The organism is Pantoea sp. CTOTU49201 (assembly GCF_032054795.1).
GTDB classification, from domain to species: Bacteria; Pseudomonadota; Gammaproteobacteria; order Enterobacterales; family Enterobacteriaceae; genus Pantoea; species Pantoea symbiotica.
In genome coordinates, this window is sequence record NZ_DAMBSA010000038.1 from 1 (window position 1) to 18,387 (window position 18,387).

The 18,387-nt window shown below is 55.8% G+C and carries 21 protein-coding genes; 8 read left to right on the forward strand and 13 right to left on the reverse strand.

Features of this window, described 5'->3' with window-relative positions:
• Positions 1-113 precede the first annotated feature (113 nt).
• Positions 114-719 (reverse strand): cupin domain-containing protein, encoded by a 606-nt coding sequence (locus RTY00_RS04675; RefSeq protein WP_312663581.1) that lies wholly within the window; start codon positions 717-719, stop codon positions 114-116.
• Positions 720-847: 128 nt separating this feature from the next.
• Complete coding sequence (locus RTY00_RS04680) at positions 848-1,597, reverse strand: ABC transporter substrate-binding protein (protein WP_008108722.1); 750 nt, start codon at positions 1,595-1,597, stop codon at positions 848-850.
• Between the two features lie 264 nt (positions 1,598-1,861).
• Between RTY00_RS04680 and RTY00_RS04685 the strand changes: the two genes are divergently transcribed.
• The 7 genes from RTY00_RS04685 to RTY00_RS04715 all read left to right on the forward strand — a co-directional run bounded on the left by RTY00_RS04685 (position 1,862) and on the right by RTY00_RS04715 (position 7,246).
• Entirely contained in the window at positions 1,862-2,512 is a 651-nt protein-coding gene (locus tag RTY00_RS04685; RefSeq protein ID WP_008108724.1) for an amino acid ABC transporter permease, read from the forward strand.
• A gap of 1 nt (position 2,513) precedes the next feature.
• Positions 2,514-3,317 (forward strand): amino acid ABC transporter ATP-binding protein, encoded by an 804-nt coding sequence (locus RTY00_RS04690; RefSeq protein ID WP_312663584.1) that lies wholly within the window; start codon positions 2,514-2,516, stop codon positions 3,315-3,317.
• Positions 3,318-3,331: 14 nt separating this feature from the next.
• Positions 3,332-3,688 (forward strand): cupin domain-containing protein, encoded by a 357-nt coding sequence (locus RTY00_RS04695; protein ID WP_312663585.1) that lies wholly within the window; start codon positions 3,332-3,334, stop codon positions 3,686-3,688.
• Between the two features lie 176 nt (positions 3,689-3,864).
• The gene (locus tag RTY00_RS04700; RefSeq protein ID WP_312663586.1) at positions 3,865-4,767 is read left to right on the forward strand and encodes a metal ABC transporter substrate-binding protein; all 903 of its coding nucleotides are present in this window, start codon (positions 3,865-3,867) and stop codon (positions 4,765-4,767) included.
• Positions 4,764-5,570 carry a manganese/iron ABC transporter ATP-binding protein gene (locus RTY00_RS04705; RefSeq protein ID WP_312663588.1) on the forward strand — a complete coding sequence of 269 codons (807 nt, stop codon included), beginning with the start codon at positions 4,764-4,766 and terminating at the stop codon, positions 5,568-5,570. The genes RTY00_RS04700 and RTY00_RS04705 overlap by 4 nt, the downstream gene beginning before the upstream one ends.
• On the forward strand, positions 5,554-6,417 hold the full coding sequence (gene sitC, locus RTY00_RS04710; protein ID WP_154157176.1) for an iron/manganese ABC transporter permease subunit SitC: 864 nt from the start codon (positions 5,554-5,556) through the stop codon (positions 6,415-6,417). Before RTY00_RS04705 ends, sitC begins: the two co-directional genes overlap by 17 nt.
• The gene (locus tag RTY00_RS04715) at positions 6,410-7,246 is read left to right on the forward strand and encodes a metal ABC transporter permease (RefSeq protein ID WP_312663589.1); all 837 of its coding nucleotides are present in this window, start codon (positions 6,410-6,412) and stop codon (positions 7,244-7,246) included. Before sitC ends, RTY00_RS04715 begins: the two co-directional genes overlap by 8 nt.
• 27 nt (positions 7,247-7,273) lie before the next feature.
• Here RTY00_RS04715 and RTY00_RS04720 read toward each other — a convergent pair whose 3' ends face one another.
• The gene (locus RTY00_RS04720) at positions 7,274-7,948 is read right to left on the reverse strand and encodes an RraA family protein (RefSeq protein WP_312663590.1); all 675 of its coding nucleotides are present in this window, start codon (positions 7,946-7,948) and stop codon (positions 7,274-7,276) included.
• A gap of 8 nt (positions 7,949-7,956) precedes the next feature.
• Positions 7,957-8,874, reverse strand: coding sequence for an ABC transporter substrate-binding protein (locus RTY00_RS04725; protein ID WP_409519115.1), 918 nt, complete (start codon positions 8,872-8,874; stop codon positions 7,957-7,959).
• A 284-nt stretch (positions 8,875-9,158) separates the two neighbouring features.
• Here RTY00_RS04725 and RTY00_RS04730 point away from each other — a divergent pair, with 284 nt between their 5' ends.
• A complete protein-coding gene (locus RTY00_RS04730) occupies positions 9,159-9,545 on the forward strand; it encodes a RidA family protein (RefSeq protein WP_312663592.1) in 387 nt (128 codons plus the stop codon).
• A gap of 23 nt (positions 9,546-9,568) precedes the next feature.
• Here RTY00_RS04730 and RTY00_RS04735 read toward each other — a convergent pair whose 3' ends face one another.
• The 9 genes from RTY00_RS04735 to RTY00_RS04775 all read right to left on the reverse strand — a co-directional run bounded on the left by RTY00_RS04735 (position 9,569) and on the right by RTY00_RS04775 (position 18,155).
• Complete coding sequence (locus tag RTY00_RS04735; protein WP_312663593.1) at positions 9,569-10,063, reverse strand: flavin reductase family protein; 495 nt, start codon at positions 10,061-10,063, stop codon at positions 9,569-9,571.
• Positions 10,060-11,076: an aldo/keto reductase gene (locus RTY00_RS04740; protein WP_312663594.1), complete on the reverse strand. Its 1,017-nt coding sequence runs from the start codon at positions 11,074-11,076 to the stop codon at positions 10,060-10,062. The genes RTY00_RS04735 and RTY00_RS04740 overlap by 4 nt, the downstream gene beginning before the upstream one ends.
• 125 nt (positions 11,077-11,201) lie before the next feature.
• On the reverse strand, positions 11,202-11,603 hold the full coding sequence (locus RTY00_RS04745; RefSeq protein WP_008108743.1) for a Rid family hydrolase: 402 nt from the start codon (positions 11,601-11,603) through the stop codon (positions 11,202-11,204).
• 25 nt (positions 11,604-11,628) lie between these two features.
• Positions 11,629-12,570: an ABC transporter permease gene (locus tag RTY00_RS04750; protein ID WP_312663595.1), complete on the reverse strand. Its 942-nt coding sequence runs from the start codon at positions 12,568-12,570 to the stop codon at positions 11,629-11,631.
• Positions 12,552-13,649: an ABC transporter permease gene (locus RTY00_RS04755; RefSeq protein ID WP_312663596.1), complete on the reverse strand. Its 1,098-nt coding sequence runs from the start codon at positions 13,647-13,649 to the stop codon at positions 12,552-12,554. Before RTY00_RS04755 ends, RTY00_RS04750 begins: the two co-directional genes overlap by 19 nt.
• A complete protein-coding gene (locus tag RTY00_RS04760) occupies positions 13,642-15,144 on the reverse strand; it encodes an ABC transporter ATP-binding protein (RefSeq protein WP_312663598.1) in 1,503 nt (500 codons plus the stop codon). The genes RTY00_RS04755 and RTY00_RS04760 overlap by 8 nt, the downstream gene beginning before the upstream one ends.
• Positions 15,145-15,148: 4 nt before the next feature.
• The gene (locus RTY00_RS04765; RefSeq protein ID WP_312663599.1) at positions 15,149-16,114 is read right to left on the reverse strand and encodes a BMP family protein; all 966 of its coding nucleotides are present in this window, start codon (positions 16,112-16,114) and stop codon (positions 15,149-15,151) included.
• 112 nt (positions 16,115-16,226) lie between these two features.
• On the reverse strand, positions 16,227-17,333 hold the full coding sequence (locus tag RTY00_RS04770; protein WP_312663600.1) for an LLM class flavin-dependent oxidoreductase: 1,107 nt from the start codon (positions 17,331-17,333) through the stop codon (positions 16,227-16,229).
• A 15-nt stretch (positions 17,334-17,348) separates the two neighbouring features.
• Complete coding sequence (locus RTY00_RS04775) at positions 17,349-18,155, reverse strand: alpha/beta fold hydrolase (RefSeq protein WP_312663601.1); 807 nt, start codon at positions 18,153-18,155, stop codon at positions 17,349-17,351.
• Between the last annotated feature and the right edge of the window lie 232 nt (positions 18,156-18,387).

The following is an 18,387-nucleotide window of genomic DNA, read 5'->3' on the forward strand; positions in this document are numbered from 1 at the left end:
GCCGCCGCCAATCACAATCACATCAACGGATTCGGGAAAGCGTTCACTGTCTGCTACTGCATTAATTTTTATGCGCATCGTCTCAAGTCCTGCACGCCACGTCGGTGACGAAATCACAAATGATGTTCAGAGGGAATGTGCATGATCCACAATACTCTGGCTTCACTCGCGCTATGGTTAAAAATGTTGTGCGGTAAATGGCTCTGGAACTGGAAGCTGTCGCCTGCGGTTAAGATGGCGCTGTCGCCATCAATCTCCAGCGTCAGCTCACCTTCCATCACCAATCCGGCCTTCTCACCCTTGCCCATCAACATCTCATCGGAACGCACGCCCGGCGGCACATTGATAAACATAAACTGCAAATCGTGATCGCCTGACGGCGACAGCATCTCCTTGGAGATCCCGCGCTTGCCGACATTAAAATGCGGCCGCTCAACGGCGCGACGCACATAATGTTCTGCGCCGCGCAGATTGGTTTGATTCTCTTCCAGGAACGCTGAAAGCGGCACTTTTAACACCAATCTCAGCTGCTCTAACACGCGCACGGTGGGATTCGTCAGGTTGCGCTCGATCTGGCTGATAGCGCCAGCAGACACATTCGCCAGCTGCGCCAAATCAGTGATGGTCATATTGCGCGCCTTACGAATCCGTTTCAGGCGCGATCCAATATCCGCGTCCTGCGCATCCGTTGCTTCGTCACTGATACTCACTTTGTTCATCGGTTTTTACCCTTCCAGCGGATAACTTTATCCAATTTCGCACAGCGCAGTCGCCGCGTTTATTTCCCTGATACTGTGTTTATCGCTGAAATTACCGGTGCGAGACAGCAAAATATGCCGCAGCGACGTTATGGCATGCCCCATTTGGTTTTAATGGTTTGCAAAGTGCCGTCTTCTTTCATCGCGGTCAGCGCGCTATTGATCTGTGCCATTAATTGATCGTTGCCCTTTTTCACGCCAAACGCCATCGGCGAAACATGTTCAGGTTTATAACCGTCAATAACGTGCATGCCTTTCAGGCCGCCGGCTTTTTCCTGCGCTTTGAGGATCGGATAATCATTCATGCCCGCCGCAATACGTCCGAGCGATAAATCGCGCGTCATATCCGCCGGACTGTCATAAACCTTCACCTCTTTGGCGATGCCGCTCGCCATCAGGCTTTGGGTGTAATCGGTGCCCGCCATGGTGCCGACGATGTCACCTTTCACATCCTGCCACGAGTTATAGGTCTTTTTGTTGTCGTCACGCACCACCAAACCCGCGCCAAACGCGGTCACCGGCTGCGAAAACGTAATGCGTTTCGCACGTTCTTCGGTGGGCGTCATACCGGCCACAATCATGTCAATTTTGCCGGCAATCACCGATTGAATCAGCGTGGAGAATGGGATGGCGGTGTAATTAATATCGAGGTGCTGGCGCTTCGCCACTTCGGCTGCCACATCCGGCATAAAGCCTTCAATTTTGCCGCTTTGGGTATCGAGAAAAGTGGTTGGGGCACTGGAAGGCGGTGAACCGGCGGTCAGCGCCGCCGCTTGAGCATTGAGGCTAAATGCAGCCGCCAGACACGCGAATAATAACCGGGAACGATTAGCAGACATAACTCACTCCTGAATCAAATGAAAAGGGCGAACGTCATTTTCACTATAATGAAATTAGTCAGGCATCTGTCAATGTTTTATTTAATCACACTGCGTTAATTCACAATTACGGATTAACCCCTTTGATAACAAGCGTTATTTAACCTATAGCCTATTCGTATGACGACAATAAGTAAAAGCTATCTCTGTTCGGCGGGTAAAGATTGACAGTGATTCGCCATCGGGGATATTCATTATAATGAAATTTATCTGCAGGGGATTATCATGGATTGGAGTAGTATTCACGTTTATCTGCCCTTCCTGTTAAAAGGGGCCGAAATGACGATTTACATCACCATTTTGTCCCTGATAATCAGCACGCCATTGGGACTGATTTTTGCTGCGGCGAAGATGTGTCCGTGGAAAATAATTTCCTGGCCGATTGCGACCGTTATTAATATTACGCGCGGCCTGCCGATGATTGTGGTGCTGTTTTATATCTATTTTGTCTTCCCCGATATTGGCATCACGCTGTCGTCGTTTCAGGCCAGCGTAATCGGTATCGCCTTCTGCTTTTCGACCTATATCGCTGAGATTTTCCGCGCCGGCATTGAATCGGTGGATCGCGGCCAGCTCGAAGCCGCACGTTCGATGGGCATGAGTTTCCCGAAAGCGATGCGCCGCGTGGTGCTGCCGCAGGCGTTTCACGTCGCCCTGCCGCCTTACAGCAACACGCTGGTGATGATGCTGAAAGATTCCGCGCTGGCCTCTACCATTGCCGTCACCGAAATGACGCGTCAGGGCCAGCTGATTGCCGCGTCCACCTTTGATAACACCACGGTGTATACGCTGGTGGCGCTGCTCTATCTGGTGCTGTGCCTGCCGTTGCTGGCGCTGACCAAGCAGTTGGAAAAACGCCAGATTAAAGGAGCCTGAGATGATTGAAATTCGTGATGTGCATAAAAAATTCGGCCATGTCGAAGTGCTGAAAGGCGTGAGTTTCAACGTCAGCGAAGGCGAAGTGGTGTGTTTGATCGGCCCGTCGGGTTCGGGGAAATCAACCATTTTGCGCTGCATCAATGGCCTGGAAACTTACGAAGGCGGCGACATCAACGTGCTGGGCCAGCGTGTCAATAACAAACACAAAAGCATCAACGATTTGCGTCGGCAGATTGGCATGGTGTTCCAGCGCTTCAACCTCTTTCCGCATCGAAGCGTATTAGAGAACGTGATGGAAGGCCCGATGCACGTCAATGGCGAACCGCGTCATGTGGCGGAGAAGCGCGCCAAAGATCTGCTGGCGATGGTTGGGCTGGCAGAGAAGATCAACGCGTGGCCAACGCAGCTTTCAGGCGGCCAGCAGCAGCGCGTGGCAATTGCCCGCACGCTGGCGCTGCAACCGAAAGCGATATTGTTTGATGAACCGACCTCAGCGCTCGATCCGGAACTGGTGGGCGAAGTGCTGCAGGTGATGCGCAATCTGGCGCGTGAAGGCATGACGATGATTGTTGTGACGCATGAAATGCAGTTTGCGCGTGAAGTCGCTGATCGCGTCTGTTTCCTGCACAGCGGCCAAATTGTCGAACAAGGTCCCGCCGATCAAATCCTGCTAAAACCGCAGGAGCCCCGCACCCAGGATTTTCTGCGCCGCGTGCTGGGCAACGTGGTTTCCACCACCTGCGACTGTTGCCGTAGGGTCGCCATTCATGGCGACCTGGAATCTCAACCGCACACCACTTAATTCAGAGGAAAATAATGAAAGTCCAAAAAATCACCCAACCCGCCGTCATTCCATCAATGGAAGATTGGGGTAGCGTAGAAGGTTTGCCTGGCACCGGCAGCATTGCTTTATCCGGCATTCAAAAAGTGATTCCCGGTAAAGAAGATATCGATACCGGAATATTCGAATGCGGCGTCGGTTCCTATCGCCGCTCGGTGAAACAGGCCGAAGTCATGCACTTCCTCAACGGCAACGGCTCTTTCACGCCGGATGGCGAAGAGACGATACATTTCAAACCCGGCGATTCGTTGTTCTTTGAAGCCAATACCGAAGGCACCTGGGTAATTGAAAACACCATGCGCAAGTTGTATGTGATTTTTGACGCCAACTGATTAATGCGCTGACTTCCCCGGTGCGCAGAGATGCGCACCCGACAAAAGCCTGTCTTTATTTACCGTTCCCATTTCGTAAATTTTCGTCTAGATACTGGCGTTGTGAACAAAAATGACTCATATAGATAGCATCAGCTATATATTATAGCATTGGCTATATTTCTCTGGAGATGATCATGTTCACTCAACGCCTCTTGCCTGCGATCGCCATCCTGCTGTCACTCAGCGCGTTTACCGCATCAGCGGCTGAAAAACTCAAAGTGGTGACCACTTTTACGGTGATCGCCGATATGGCGAAAAACGTTGCGGGTGATGCCGCGGACGTGACGTCGATTACCAAAACCGGCGCAGAAATCCACGAATACCAACCCACGCCAGGCGATATTCGTCGCGCGCAAGGTGCCAATCTGATTCTGGTAAACGGTTTTAATCTGGAACTGTGGTTCAGCCGCTTTTACCAGCGCCTCAAGGATGTGCCGCAGGTTACCGTGACAGAAGGCATTGAGCCGATGGGCATTACTGAAGGCCCGTACAACGGCAAACCCAATCCGCATGCGTGGATGTCGCCGGATAACGCGCTGATCTACGTCGATAACATCCGCAACGCGTTGCAAAAATACGATCCCGCCAATGCCGCGATTTATCAGGCCAACGCCGAGCGTTACAAAGCGCAGATTCAACAAACCATCGCGCCGATGCGAGCTGCTATCGACAAGCTGCCCGCTGATAAACGTTGGTTGGTGACCAGTGAAGGTGCTTTCTCTTATCTGGCGCGCGATTTCGCTTTGAAAGAACTCTACTTATGGCCGATTAACGCCGATCAACAAGGCACGCCGCAGCAGGTGCGTAAAGTGATCGATGCGGTGCGCGATCATCAAATCCCTGCCATCTTTAGTGAAAGCACCATCTCTGCCAAACCCGCTCAGCAAGTGGCGCGTGAAGCCGGCATTCATTACGGCGGCGTGTTGTACGTCGATTCGCTGAGCAACAGCGATGGCCCGGTGCCGACCTATCTGGATCTCTTGCGCGTCACCACTGAAACCGTGGTGAAAGGCATCACAGAAGGAAGCCAGAAATGAACCCAGCCGCAGGTTTACTCGTCGAGAATGTCGGTGTCACCTACCGAAACGGCCATACGGCGCTGCGCAAAGCCTCTTTTAGCGTGCCCGCAGGCAGCATCACCGCGCTGATTGGTGTTAACGGTTCCGGCAAATCCACGCTGTTCAAAGCAATCATGGGATTTGTGCCGCTCTCCTCGGGCGCAGTAACGCTGGCAGGCATGCCGGCCAATAAGGCGCTGAAACACAACATCGTTTCCTATGTTCCACAAGCGGAGGAAGTGGACTGGAGCTTCCCGGTATTAGTGGAAGATGTGGTGATGATGGGCCGCTACGGCTATATGGGCATGCTGCGTATTCCGCGAGCCGCCGACAAACACAGCGTAGATCAGGCGATGGAACGCGTGGGAATGAGCGCCTATCGTCATCGTCAGATTGGCGAGCTGTCGGGCGGGCAAAAGAAACGCGTGTTTCTGGCGCGCGCGCTGGCGCAAAGTGGCCAAATTATCCTGCTGGATGAGCCGTTTACCGGCGTGGATGTTAAAACCGAAGCCGCGATTATCGCCCTGCTGAAAGAGCTGCGCGACGAAGGCCGCACAATGCTGGTTTCCACCCACGATCTCAACGCCATCCCCGATTTCTGCGATCGCTGCGTGCTGGTGAAAAACACCGTGCTGGCGAGCGGCCTGCTGCATGACACTTTCACCGCCGACAATCTGGCGCAGACCTTTGATGGCGCGCTGCATGAGCGTAACGCGGTGTTGATGCAGCTGATGAAAGACAAAAATCCGGACCGGGGAGCGAACCATGTCGTGGATTATTGAACCGTTTGGCTATCAATACATGCTGAATGCGATGTGGATCGCGGCGCTGGTCGGCGCGATTTGCGCATTTCTCTCCTGCTTCCTGATGCTGAAAGGCTGGTCACTGATCGGCGATGCGCTGTCGCACTCGATTGTGCCCGGCGTGGCGGGCGCGTATATGCTCGGACTGCCCTTTTCGCTCGGTGCGTTTCTCTCCGGCGGGCTGGCGGCGGGCAGCATGCTGTTCCTCAATCAGCGCACGCGCTTAAAAGAAGATGCCATCATCGGCCTGATTTTCTCGTCGTTTTTCGGCATCGGCCTGTTTCTGGTGTCGCTTAATCCCACTTCGGTGAATATTCAAACCATCGTGCTAGGCAATATTTTGTCGGTTGCGCCTGCCGATATCTGGCAACTCGGCGCGATTGGCTTTATCACCCTGACCATTTTGCTATTGAAGTGGAAAGATCTGATGGTGACCTTCTTCGACGAGAGCCATGCGCGTTCACTCGGTTTGAATACGCTGCGGCTGAAGATCCTGTTCTTTACCCTGCTCTCGGCGTCCACCGTTGCCGCGCTGCAAACCGTCGGCGCGTTTATGGTGATTTGTCTGGTGGTGACGCCCGGCGCGACCGCCTATCTGCTGACCGACCGTTTCCCGCGCCTGTTAATGATCGCCGTCGCCATTGGCAGCATCACCAGTTTCCTCGGCGCATGGAGCAGCTATTTCCTTGATGGCGCGACCGGCGGCGTAATTGTGGTGGCGCAGACGCTGGTATTTTTAGTGGCCTTTGTCTTCGCGCCAAAACATGGCGTGCTGGCTGCGCGCCGCCGTGCACGTCAGACCCTGGAGGACGGCGTAAATGGCTGAATTATTGTTGAGTCCTTTCAAGTTCGAATTCATGAACATGGCGCTTATCACCACTTTGGTGCTGTCGCTGCCGTGCGCAATGCTGTCGGCGTTTCTGGTGCTGAAAGGCTGGTCATTGCTCGGTGATGCGATGAGCCACGCGGTGTTTCCTGGCGTGGTGATCGCCTGGCTGATTGGCTTGCCCTACGCCATCGGCGCGTTTGTCGCCGGGATGCTGTGCGCCGTCGCAACCGGCTACATCAGCGAAAACAGCCGCATCAAACCCGATACGGTAATGGGCATCGTCTTCTCCGGCATGTTTGGCGCCGGTTTGGTGCTGTACCTGAAACTTCAGCCTGAAGTACATCTCGACCACATTTTGTTCGGCGATATGTTAGGCATCAGCCTGGCGGATATCATCCAGACAGCGGCCATCGCGGTGATTGTCAGCGTGCTGATTGGTATTAAGTGGCGAGATTTGCTTCTGCACGCGTTCGATCCCAATCAGGCGCGCGCCTGCGGCATCAACGGCAAATTGATGCATTACGGTTTGCTGTGTTTGATCTCGCTAACCATCGTCGCCGCGCTGAAATCGGTGGGCGTGATCCTGTCAATTTCCATGCTGATCGCGCCCGGCGCTATCGCCTTGCTGCTGGCGCGCCGTTTCGTGCAGGTGATGTTGCTGGCGATTGGCATTGCGATGGTGACAGGTTTCAGCGGCGTATACGCCTCGTTCTTCCTAGATAGCGCGCCGGGCCCAACCATTGTGGTGATCTACGCGGCGCTGTTTGTGCTGGCGTTTTTGTATGTCACGGTGCGGGATCGGCGCACGCAGCAAGTGCATGGCTGATGATTTTGGTCGCCATAAATGGCGACCCTACGTTGGGAAAATGCAGCCTAGTTCGCGCAATTTCTTCTCGACCCAATCGCGCTTATTGCGTCCTTCGGCGATGGCCTGCAGTTTGGCGATTTCACCGCTGTGTCGCGCGCTGGCCAGTGCGTGAATCTCATCGATGTGATCAAAAGGCACGCACAGCACGCCATCATCATCACCCACGATAAGATCCCCCGCTCCAATCACCATGCCATTGATCGAAATCGGCACATTCACTTCGCCCGGTCCGTCTTTATAAGGCCCGCGATGGGTAACACCCGCCGCATAGACCGGCAAAGCGTTGTTGCGGATACTTCGGCTGTCGCGCACCGCGCCGTTGATTACCACGCCAGCGATGCGCTTCTTCGCCGCATAGGTCAGCATCAGCTCACCGACAATCGCGTTGGTCACATCGCCACCGGCGTCCACCACAATCACGTCGCCGGGTTCAGCAATATTCAAAGCGTAATGCACCAGCAAATTATCACCGGGCCGACACTTAACGGTGAGCGCAACGCCCGCCATATAGCCACCGGCGTGATAAGGCCGCAGATTGGCCCCGCCCGACGTTAAGCGCTGCATCGCATCGCTGATATTCGCCACCGGCAAATCCTGATAGGCCGCTATCTGCTGCGCACTGGCTTTACGTGTTCTGTTAACGATGCGGAAACCGCTCATACCTTTTCCTATGACTGTTTAGCGAACACGTCTTCATTAAGTTTGGCTTCTTTTACCGCACCGTAACCAATAAACCAGTGATCGAGGATTTTTTGGTAAGTGCCATCCTGAATTAATGAATTCAACGCGGCCTGCACCGCCTTCTCAATTGGCGATCCCTTCGGTAATCCAATCGACATCGGTGGTTCCTGCACGCTAATTTCACCGGTAATCGCCAGATTTTTCAGCTGCGCGGCCTGATACGCCAACCCTTCCCACGGGCCATAATAAAACGATGTTCTGCCGCTCAATACCGCGACCACGCCATCAGGACGGCTCGGGAATACCGCAACCTGAATCGCCGGTTTATTTTCACTGATGCAGGTTTTGCTGGCTTCGTTGAGAAACTCAATCTGCGCCGTGCCCACGCCCGCGCCGACGGTTTCACCGCAGAGCGCGGTTAAGCGGGTAAACGGCGGCACATTTTTATCTTTTCGTGAAATCACCGCCTGGCGTGAACTGTCGAAATAACTAACGAAGTCGATTTGCGCAAAACGCTTTTGGCTCGGTCGAATATTAGACAGCACCGCATCAAAGCGACCGGTTTTTAATCCGGGAATAATGTTGTCGAAACCGCCAGTATCCTTCCAGATGACTTTTAACCCCAAACGCTGACCAATTGCATTCATGATATCGACGTCGCGACCGGATAAGGTTTTATTATCTTCCAGGAAAAACGTGGTGGGCGGTGTATTAGGATTGGTTCCGGCAATCACATAACCTTTTTGAATGATCTCTTGCGGTAATAAAGACAGTAATTTTGCATCAGATTTCACCTGAAAATTAAATTTAGCCGCAACGCCAGCCTCTTCCTGAGCATAAACGGATGTCGTTATTAATGCAGACGATAGAACCGCTCCCGTAATGAGAGATTTAATATTAATCATGATTTACCCCAGGTGAAAAATAAAATAGCAATAATTAATTCTTATAATGCAAAGGTTTAAAAATCTTTAACGCACCATACAAGATCGGGTTAAAAGGATGAAATTCATAATCAGCATAAAGTTAGCGATAAATGTTTATTTCGCTTTGAAATAGATAAGCCCACTGCAAACCGCGTTGCTTATCGCGCAACACCGCGTAGCCGAAATACGATTACACGCTGGCTCTGGTCAATGATAGCCTTAACCCGTTATTGGCCCGAAATTACCCACAATTAAGGAGCATGATGAGCATCATTAATCCCGCTGGCCTGAAGGCGCGCAGCTATTACAATCATGTAAAAATTCGTCCGGGCACGCCGGTGTTTCCTACTGGCCAGGTGGCGTGGGATGAAAACGGTGATGTGGTGGGTATTGGCGATATGAAGAAACAGGTCGAGCAGGTTTATGCCAATATCGATCGCTTGCTGGAAGGATTGGGCGCGCACCGCGACTGGATTGTACGCACCACCACTTATGTGACGGATTTAGCACTGGTGGCGGAAATTCACCCGGTGCGCCAGCAGTTTTTTGCCGGTCTGGAATTACCCGCCAGCACGCTGTTTCAAATCGCCGCGCTGGCTGAGCCGGAGCTGCTGCTGGAGATTGATGTAGTAATTATGTTGCCGTTGTAAGGTCGCCATTTATGGCGACCACGCTACACCAACTCATGAAATCCCCGATTGTGATACACCATTGGTGCCGCATCACTCCGCGGATGCAACACCGCAGTCACTTCGCCGAGAAAAATCGCGTGCGTATGCCAATCCACGATTTTCGCCAAACTACACTCAAACGACACCAACGATTCCGCACACAGCGGCGCGCCGTTGGCCGCCATCAGCCATTCACCGTGTTGAAACCGCTCATCGCGGCGGGCGGAATTGCTGAACACATCTACTAACGCCTGCGCATCAGCGGATAACAGGTTAACGCAAAAGCGCCCGCTTTCGGCAATCATGGCAAACAGGGATGCGCTGCGATTCACGCACACCAGCAAAGTCGGCGGTTCAGCGCTCACTGACGTTACCGCCGTGGCGATCATGCCGCCGGGTTGTCCCTGATAGCTGGCAGTAATCAGGCACACGCCCGCCGCCAGTTGGCGCATGCCGCCACGATAAGCATCGGCAAGGATAATAGGGTTTTCAGTCATAACGCACGCTCGCGCACAATTCGGCCTTCAACAGGATGATGCGGATCGACCGGACCAAGGCTGGAGCCTTTACCCGGCGAAACCAGCCGATCGCAGAACGCTTCGTCTTCCGCTGACCACGGACAATCCAGCGCGGCAATGCCATCCCGCCACTGCTCAAAAGTGCGCGGCCCCACCAGCGTGCTGGTCACCAACTGATTACGCATCACCCACATCTGCGCCACATGCGCGGGCTGACGTCCGCTGCGTTCTGCGTAAGCCGCCAGTTCGCTTGCTACTCTAAGTGATTCCGGACGCCATTCCGCTTCCATCATGCGCGGATCGGCACGCCCGGCGCGGCTGTCACTGTCGGGCGCGGCACCCACGCGATATTTTCCCGTCAGGATGCCGCGCGCCAGCGGGCTGTAACACACCGCGCCTGCGCCGAAATAGGCTGCCGATGGCAGAATTTCCACCTCGGCTTCACGGTTAGCAAGGTTATAAAGCGGCTGCGTGGCAACCGGTCCGGCAATGCCCGCTTCGCGCGCCAGGCGTACGGTTTCCGCCAGACGCCACGCTTTGAAGTTAGAGACTGCGAAGTAACCGATTTTTCCTTCGCGAATCAGGTCGGCAAACGCCAGCACCATCTCTTCCAGCGGCGAGTTGAAATCCGCTTTGTGCATGTAAAGCACGTCAATGTAATCGGTGCCGAGACGCGATAACGATCCATGCACCGCTTCGCGAATCCATTTGCGCGACATGCCGCACTGATTCGGGCCATCGCCCATCGGGTTACCGACTTTGGTTGCCAACACCCAGTTATCACGATCAGTGGCAATCGCCCGACCCACCACGCGCTCGGATTCGCCTTTGTTGTACATATCGGCGGTGTCGATAAAGTTGACGCCGCTGTCACGCGCATCGGCAATAATGCGGCGCGACGTTTCTTCGTCGGTGGCACCGCCAAACATCATGGTGCCAAGGCAGATTTCGGACACTTTTAGCCCGCTGCGTCCGAGATATCGGTATTGCATGCCATTATCCTCATTAATTATTGGCAGCGGTCGCCATGAATGGCGACCCTACGACTGTCCTGCGCCGGTTTTGTAGGGTGCGCATTTATGCGCACCTGGTCGCCATGAATGGCGACCCTACGGCGTTACGCTGGAATCACTGCCGTGGTGGCGATTTCTACCAGAAATTCGGGGCGCACCATCTCCAGCTTCACGCAGAAACGGGCGGGCAGCAGCGCGGGGAAATAGGTGACGTAGATTTCGTTGAATTTGTGGTAATCATCGAGGTCGCGCAGGAAGATCTGATTCATTACTGCGTGATCCATGCTGCTGCCCGCCGCTTCCAGCACCACTTTGATGCTGTCGAGCACGCGGCGCGTCTGCACTTCAATATCGCCGATGCCCACGATGCTGCCATCCACCGGATCGGTCGATAACATCCCCGCGACATACACATGATTGCCCGCTTTTACGCCCCAGTTGAGGTGATTGAGGCCGGTCGCAGTTTTACCGATAATCCAACCTTCGGGATTGATTGCCTGATTCATCTGTTTCTCCTGAAAAATTAAAAGATTAACGCCCTGAATGACGTAAGAAAGGTCGGCCTAAATCTCCCGGTGCCGCACCGGCTTTGCCCATCATGATCCAGGCAATCAGCGCCACCACAAATGGCATTGCCATCAGCAGCGATGGCGCGATATCCACGCCGAGATATTGGCCCTGGAACTGCAACGCTTCGAGCAGACCCAGCACGATGGCGACGATCAGCACGCGCAGCGGCATCCAGCGGGCAAAAATGGTGATGGCGATGGCCAGATAGCCGCGACCGGCGGTCATGTTGTCGACGAAGGTGCCGCCAGAAGCCACGATGCACAGGTACGCGCCGCCCAAGCCCGCCATCAGTCCGGTGAACAACGTGGCGCTGAAGCGAATGCTCAGCACAGAATGCCCGGCGGCATCGGCCGCTAAGGCGTTTTCACCCACCGCACGCAGCAGCAATCCGGCGCGGGTAAAACGCAGCAGGCACCACAGCGCAATGGCGATCACTACCGCCAGATAGAACACCGGGCTCTGGGAAAACAGCGCACGCCCCACCACCGGCAAATCGGATAAGCCCGGCAGCTTAAGCATCGAAACCGAGCGCATCGATCCGGCGGCAGGCGCACCGCTCAGCCACAGCTGGCGAATCAGCGAGGTCGCGCCAATCGCGAACAGATTGAAGCCGATGCCCATCACGATCTGGTTGGCGCGTGCCAGCACCGTGCCTAATGCCAGCAGCAGCGCAGCCAGCAATCCGCCCAACATGCCCGCACCCAGCGCCAACACCGGCGAGCCGGTCAGCGCCAGTCCCAGTGCCGAAGAAGAAGCACCAAACAGCATCAAGCCTTCCAACCCAATGGTGAACACGCCCGCGCGTTCGGAAACGGTTTCACCCAGCGCCGCCAGTAGCACTGGCACGCACAGCCGCAATCCGCCCGCCAGAAACAGCGCCAGGGTTACAGTGTTGAATTCCATACCGGCCTCCCTTTCACCAACATCACGCCGCTCAGCACCGCCAGAATCAGAATCGGCATGCCGCCCAGTACATCAGCAAGCGCCGCCGGGATGGAAAAAGTGGTTTGCAGCGCCAGCGCAGCGCTGTTGATGGCACCGAAGTAGAGTGAGACGATTACCGCGCCAAACGGCTGCAATCCGGCCAGAAACGACACCGCTAACCCTTCAAAGCCGAGCCCCGACGAGAAGCCATCAATTAGCCGATATTGCACGCCGAGCACTTCAAAGGTGCCGGCCAGGCCGCTCACTGCGCCGGAGATCGCCATGCTGGAGAGCACGGTTTTGGCGGCGGATTGCCCCTGTAAGCGCACAAAGCGCGGACTCTGCCCACTAGCGCGCAGTTTGAGTCCGAAAGCGCTGTGATTGAGCATCACCCACACCGCCAGCGCGATCAGCAGCGCGAGGAACACGCCAGCATGCAAACGCGTGCCTTCTATCACCTGCTGAAAAACGCCATCGGCGGGCAGCTGCGCTGACATATTGAAGTTGGAGTTGGCCGGTCGCATTGGACCTTGCACCAGATATTTCAGCAGGTAGATGGCGATAAAATTCATCATCAGCGTGACAATAATTTCATCAATGCCGCGCCACACTTTTAGCAGCGCCGGAATTGCTCCCCAGCACGCACCGCACAGCGCCCCGCTGAGGATCGACAGCGGCAGCAGCGCCGCGCCGACATCACCAAAGGCGAGAAACGGCAGCATCGCACCAATCGCGCCCATCTGCAGCTGCCCTTCGCCGCCGAGATTAAACATGCCGCCACGAATGGCGATCAACGCGCCCAGCGCCACCAGCAGGCGCGGCGTCATAAACACCAACGTGTCGGACAGCGCGCGCAGTGTACCGAATGCGCCGTCAAACGCGGTGGACATTGCCGCCCGCATCGGCACGCCCATGGCCGCAATCAGCGCTAAGCCAATGATCAGCGAGCCGACAAAAGCGCTGAGCGTGATCCACAACGATCGCGATGCGCTGAGCTGCGCGAGTAAGCGGCGCAACGAGGCGCTGGTTTGCGCCAGCGTAGTAACGGAATCAGACATGCAAACCTCCTGCGAGCTGCGCAGCGCGACCCGACGTCATCAGGGTGCCAATTCGTTCAATATTCATCTCATCTCCCGCTACGGCGCCGGTAATCCTGCCGCCGTTCATCACCACGATGCGATCCGAAATGCGAATTAACTCTTCGATATTCGAAGAGATGATAATCACGGTGGTGCCGGCATCTGCCGCCTCGGCAAGGCGCATCAGCACCGCTTCTGCCGCCGCCATATCCAGGCCGCGCGTTGGCTGATACACCACGATAATCGACGCGTCCTGCGCCAGCGCGCGTGCCACCACGATCTTTTGCTGATTACCGCCAGACAGCGAACGCGCCGGGCTGGCGTGCGAATGGGTGCGAATATCCGACTGCGCGAGCATCTCCACGGCGCGTGTGGCAATCGCCTTGTGATCGAGCAATCCAGCGCGGCGATATGCGCCTCGCATAATTTCGGGATAGAGCAAGTTGTGTGACACCGGCAGATCAAGCGATAAACCTTCGTGATGGCGATCCTGAGGTACCAAGGCTAACGTGACATTGTCACTAGCTCGCACCACTTCGCCGCCTTCCGGTTGCAGTTCACCCGCCAGAATGGCGAACAGTTCGCTCTGTCCGTTGCCTTCCACGCCCGCCACGCCAACCACTTCGCGCGCCGCCAGCGTGAGATTGATGTCGTGCAAACCTGGTGAACCGCTGCCAGGTCGCAGCTGAATGTTGCTGAGGCGCATCTGCTCTGCGCCGCCGCTGCGCTGCTGGCCGAGCCGCGTGCCGCTGCTGACGGCGCGTCCGACAATACGCTCCACCAGCTCATCCGGCGTGCAGCTGTGCGTTAATCCGCTGCCGTTGGTTTTGCCACGGCGCAGAATGGTGTAACGATCGGCATTCGCCAGCACTTCATCGACGTTATGCGTCACCACCGCCACCGCCGTTCCGCTGGCACAGATGCGGCGCAGCGTGACGTAGAGCGCGGTGACTTCAGCGGGCGTCAGAATGGTGGACGGCTCATCCAGCAGCAGCACGCGTGTGTCATTAACCAGCGCTTTGAGGATCTCCACCCGCTGCTGCAACGCCAGCGGCAAGTGACCGACAACTGCCGCCGGATCAAGATCAACGCCGTAACGCTGCATAAAGGCGCGGATATCGGCGTGGCGACGAAAGGCTTTGCGCTGCTCGCCGCGTGCCACCAGCGCCAGGTTCTCCGCCACGCTAAATGGAGCCACCAGTTTAAAATGCTGATGCACCATGCCAATGCCGTTAGCAATGGCATCGGCCGGTCGCCGGTGAATCACCTGCCGACCATTCATCAGCACGCCGCCTTCACTCGGTTCATGCACGCCATACAGAATGTTCATTAATGTGGATTTGCCCGCTCCGTTCTCACCCAGCAGCGCGTGAATCTCTCCGGGGAACAGCGACAGACACACTTTGTCCAGCGCCTGGAAGCCATTGGGATAGCGCTTCGAGACGTGATCGAGTTCGATGAGCGGGCTGGACATGGCGTTAGTCCTCAATCTTGACCTTGCCGGATTTGATGTCGTCCATCACCTTAAACACCTTGTCCTGCACGGCTTTATCGACGTGAGCAAACGGCTTCGACAGCGTCCAGCCGTTGGTTTTCAGGTTTTCGGTGATGATGCGATTGCCTAACTGGTGATCGGCATAATGCTTGCCGATGTCGGCGTAGGATTTATCAAAGTTCATCACCGTTGAGGTCATGATCGAATTGGGGAAGGATTTGGCTTGGTCGGTGTAAGAACCGATGGTTAACACGCCCTCTTCATCGGCGGCCTGCTGAATACCGGCGTCAGCGGTGTCGGCTGATGGAATGACGAAATCCGCACCGCGCGCAATCGCACCGGTCGCAATCTCTTTGGCGCGCGCCACATCGGTGAACGAGCCGACATAGGCAGAATCCACCACCACTTTCGGATTAACGTAGGCAGCCCCTTTTTTGATGAACTGCACGGTGCGCTCCGCCGAGGGAATCGGTTCGCCACTGATCACCGCTATATGGCCGGTTTTACTCGCTGATGCCGCCAATGCGCCGAGCACAAAGCCGTACTCATCCCAATCCACCGACCACGCCGAATAGTTCGGCAGATCGTTGGTGGAACCTTCGTAGGAGTAGAGCACGAACTGGGTGTTAGGGAATGACGGCGCTACTTCTTTGATCGCCGCCGAATAGCCGGATGAGTGCGCGATGATCAGCTTCACGCCGTCTGACGCCAGCTGGCGCAATACCGAAGGCGCCGCTTCGTACGTAGTGTGTTCGAGATAGCTCGGCGTGAAACCTTCTTTAGTGGCCATCGATTTGAAGGCGGCATAACCCGCCATATCCCAGGAACCTTGGGTGACGGTTTGGGTGAACAGCGCCGCGACGCGCGGTTTGCTGTCATCTGCTTGTGCCCCCGCGCTGCAACCGATCGCAGCCGCTACCGCAACAGCCAACATCATCTTCATTTTCATCGCTCGACTCCTGGCAATCCGCATCGCGGAAAAGGTGGATTTATCGTTGTGTGAATTCGTAGGGGGCGCATTCATGCGCACCTGGTTTATGTGGTCGCCATAAATGGCGACCCTACTTGTTTTGATAGGTACGCGCGTTGGTGTTGACGCCGTGCTGCTCCAGCACTTCGAGCACCTCGGTGCCGACGACGCGCAGATCGTCAATAAAGTCCGGCACAATCACCGTTACGCCATCCAGCTGCGCGCCTTTGATAATGGCGGCCAGCTTGGTGCCGATAGTTTCTGGCGATCCCACCAATGCGGCGCGCGTCATCGAATTGCGCTGCTCGCCCTGCGAAACAAAGCGCTGCGCCATGGTGTTCTGCTTAAAGCTTTTATCGCCGGAGTATTCGCGCGTCTGGTTATCCAGCGCGATGGTGTCAACGCCCGCGTCATACAGCGCCACACGCTCATGCGCTTCGGCATCGGTCGCGCCCGGTACGATGGTGAACAAGCCGTAGGTTTTGAAATCGGGTTTGCCCTGCTGCGCGGCCAGCTCTTTGGCACGCAGCCCGGTTTTGATGAAGTCGTCATGGTCCGAACCGAGCATAAAGCTGCCGGTGCAGTGATCCATGGTAAACAGGAAGCCACGATCCGACGCGCCCGCGCAGATAATCGGCGGCGGCGCGGCCGGTTTCGGGTTCGACATACAGTCGATCAGCTCGTAGTGCTTGCCTTTGTGGTCAACGCGATCTTCGGTCCACAAACGCTTCAGCACCGTCAGCCACTCGGCGGCCAGTTCGTAACGCTCGGCGTGATCGAGGTCCATCCACAATCCCATTTGCCCCTGATCGCTGGGATTAGAGCCGGACACGATATTCAGGCCAAAGCGGCCTTTAGAGATTTGGTCCAGCACCGCACTCATTTTTGCTACTACCGCTGGATGAAACACCATGGTGTGAACCGTGCCCCACACGCCGATGCGGCTGGTGGCTTCGGCGATACCGGCCATGGTGGTCAGGCTTTCCAGCGTCACGTCCCAATGCTGCGATGGGCCGCCGTAGCCGCGCCACTTCGCCATCGACAGCGCGAAGTCAAACCCGAGTTGTTCCGCGAGGATCGCCACCTGTTTGTTGTAATCGTAGGTCGCGGGCAACTGCGGGCTGGTGGTCGAAGTGATCCAGCCACCGTTGCCGACCGGCAAAAATACGCCGAACTCAACATTCTTCTTGTCAGTCATGTCAGATTCCTCGATTCAGTTCGCTGGCGAGTGCAGGCTCGCCATAAAGTCGCGGGTAATTTGGTTAAACAGCGGCGTTTCGGTTTCTGAAAAACTGTGGCCGCCCTGCGGCACGATTTTCAGCTGCGCGCCGGGGATGTTTTCGGCCAGCAGCCGCGATTGATACGGCGGCGTGAGGATGTCGTCTTGCGCGCACATCACCAGCGTTGGCGTCTGGATTTTTGGCAGTGCCGCGCTGGCATCGTGCGCCATAATCGCGTCGATGCGGCTTAGCACCACGTCGCGTGCCGGAAAGCGCGTGGCGGAGGCGAGCAGCGCGGGCGATAAAGTGTCGGCGTTGGCTTTGATGTGTTCTGGCGGATAGAGGAACAGTGCGCTGCCGTGTACATACTCCTCCAGCGTGCTGCCAAGCAGCAGCGCACGGCGCATGCGGAAGCACCAGTTGAAATGCATATCGGATTTGGCCCAGCTGGCGTACTGCACCATGCCCGCCAGCAGTTGCGGATGGCGCGACGCCAGAATTTGGCCGATTGCACCGCCGGTAGAGTGCCCTACTAAAATCGGGCGATCCAATTCCAACCCGGCAATCAGTGCCTGCAGATCATCCACCAATGTTTCGATGCTGTACGGGCCAGCGGGATGATCGGATTGCCCCGCACCGCGTTGATCGTAGGTCACCACGGTAAACTCGTCCGCGAAGGCATTGACCTGCGGCTGCCAGTACGCGGCGGTGCCGCCGAGACCGGAGACGAAAATGATGGCCGGCCCACGTCCCGCGATGTCGTAATGGGTGCGAATTCCGTTAGTCATGATGCTCGGCATCGTTTTCCCCTTAATGGATTTTTGCCTGTATGCAGCGATGACTAATAAGTACCACGCGCGTTTCCGACAGCTGTAATATCGAATGCAGCACACCGCGTTGCCGGTTTTAGTACGCGGTAAAGGGTGGCGTTGTAATCAGGTCGCCATGAATGGCGTAATGCTCGTCAGTTAAGCGTATTTCGGTCACCATAAATGGCGACCCTACAAAGGACTGGCGCGTTTTTCGTAGGGT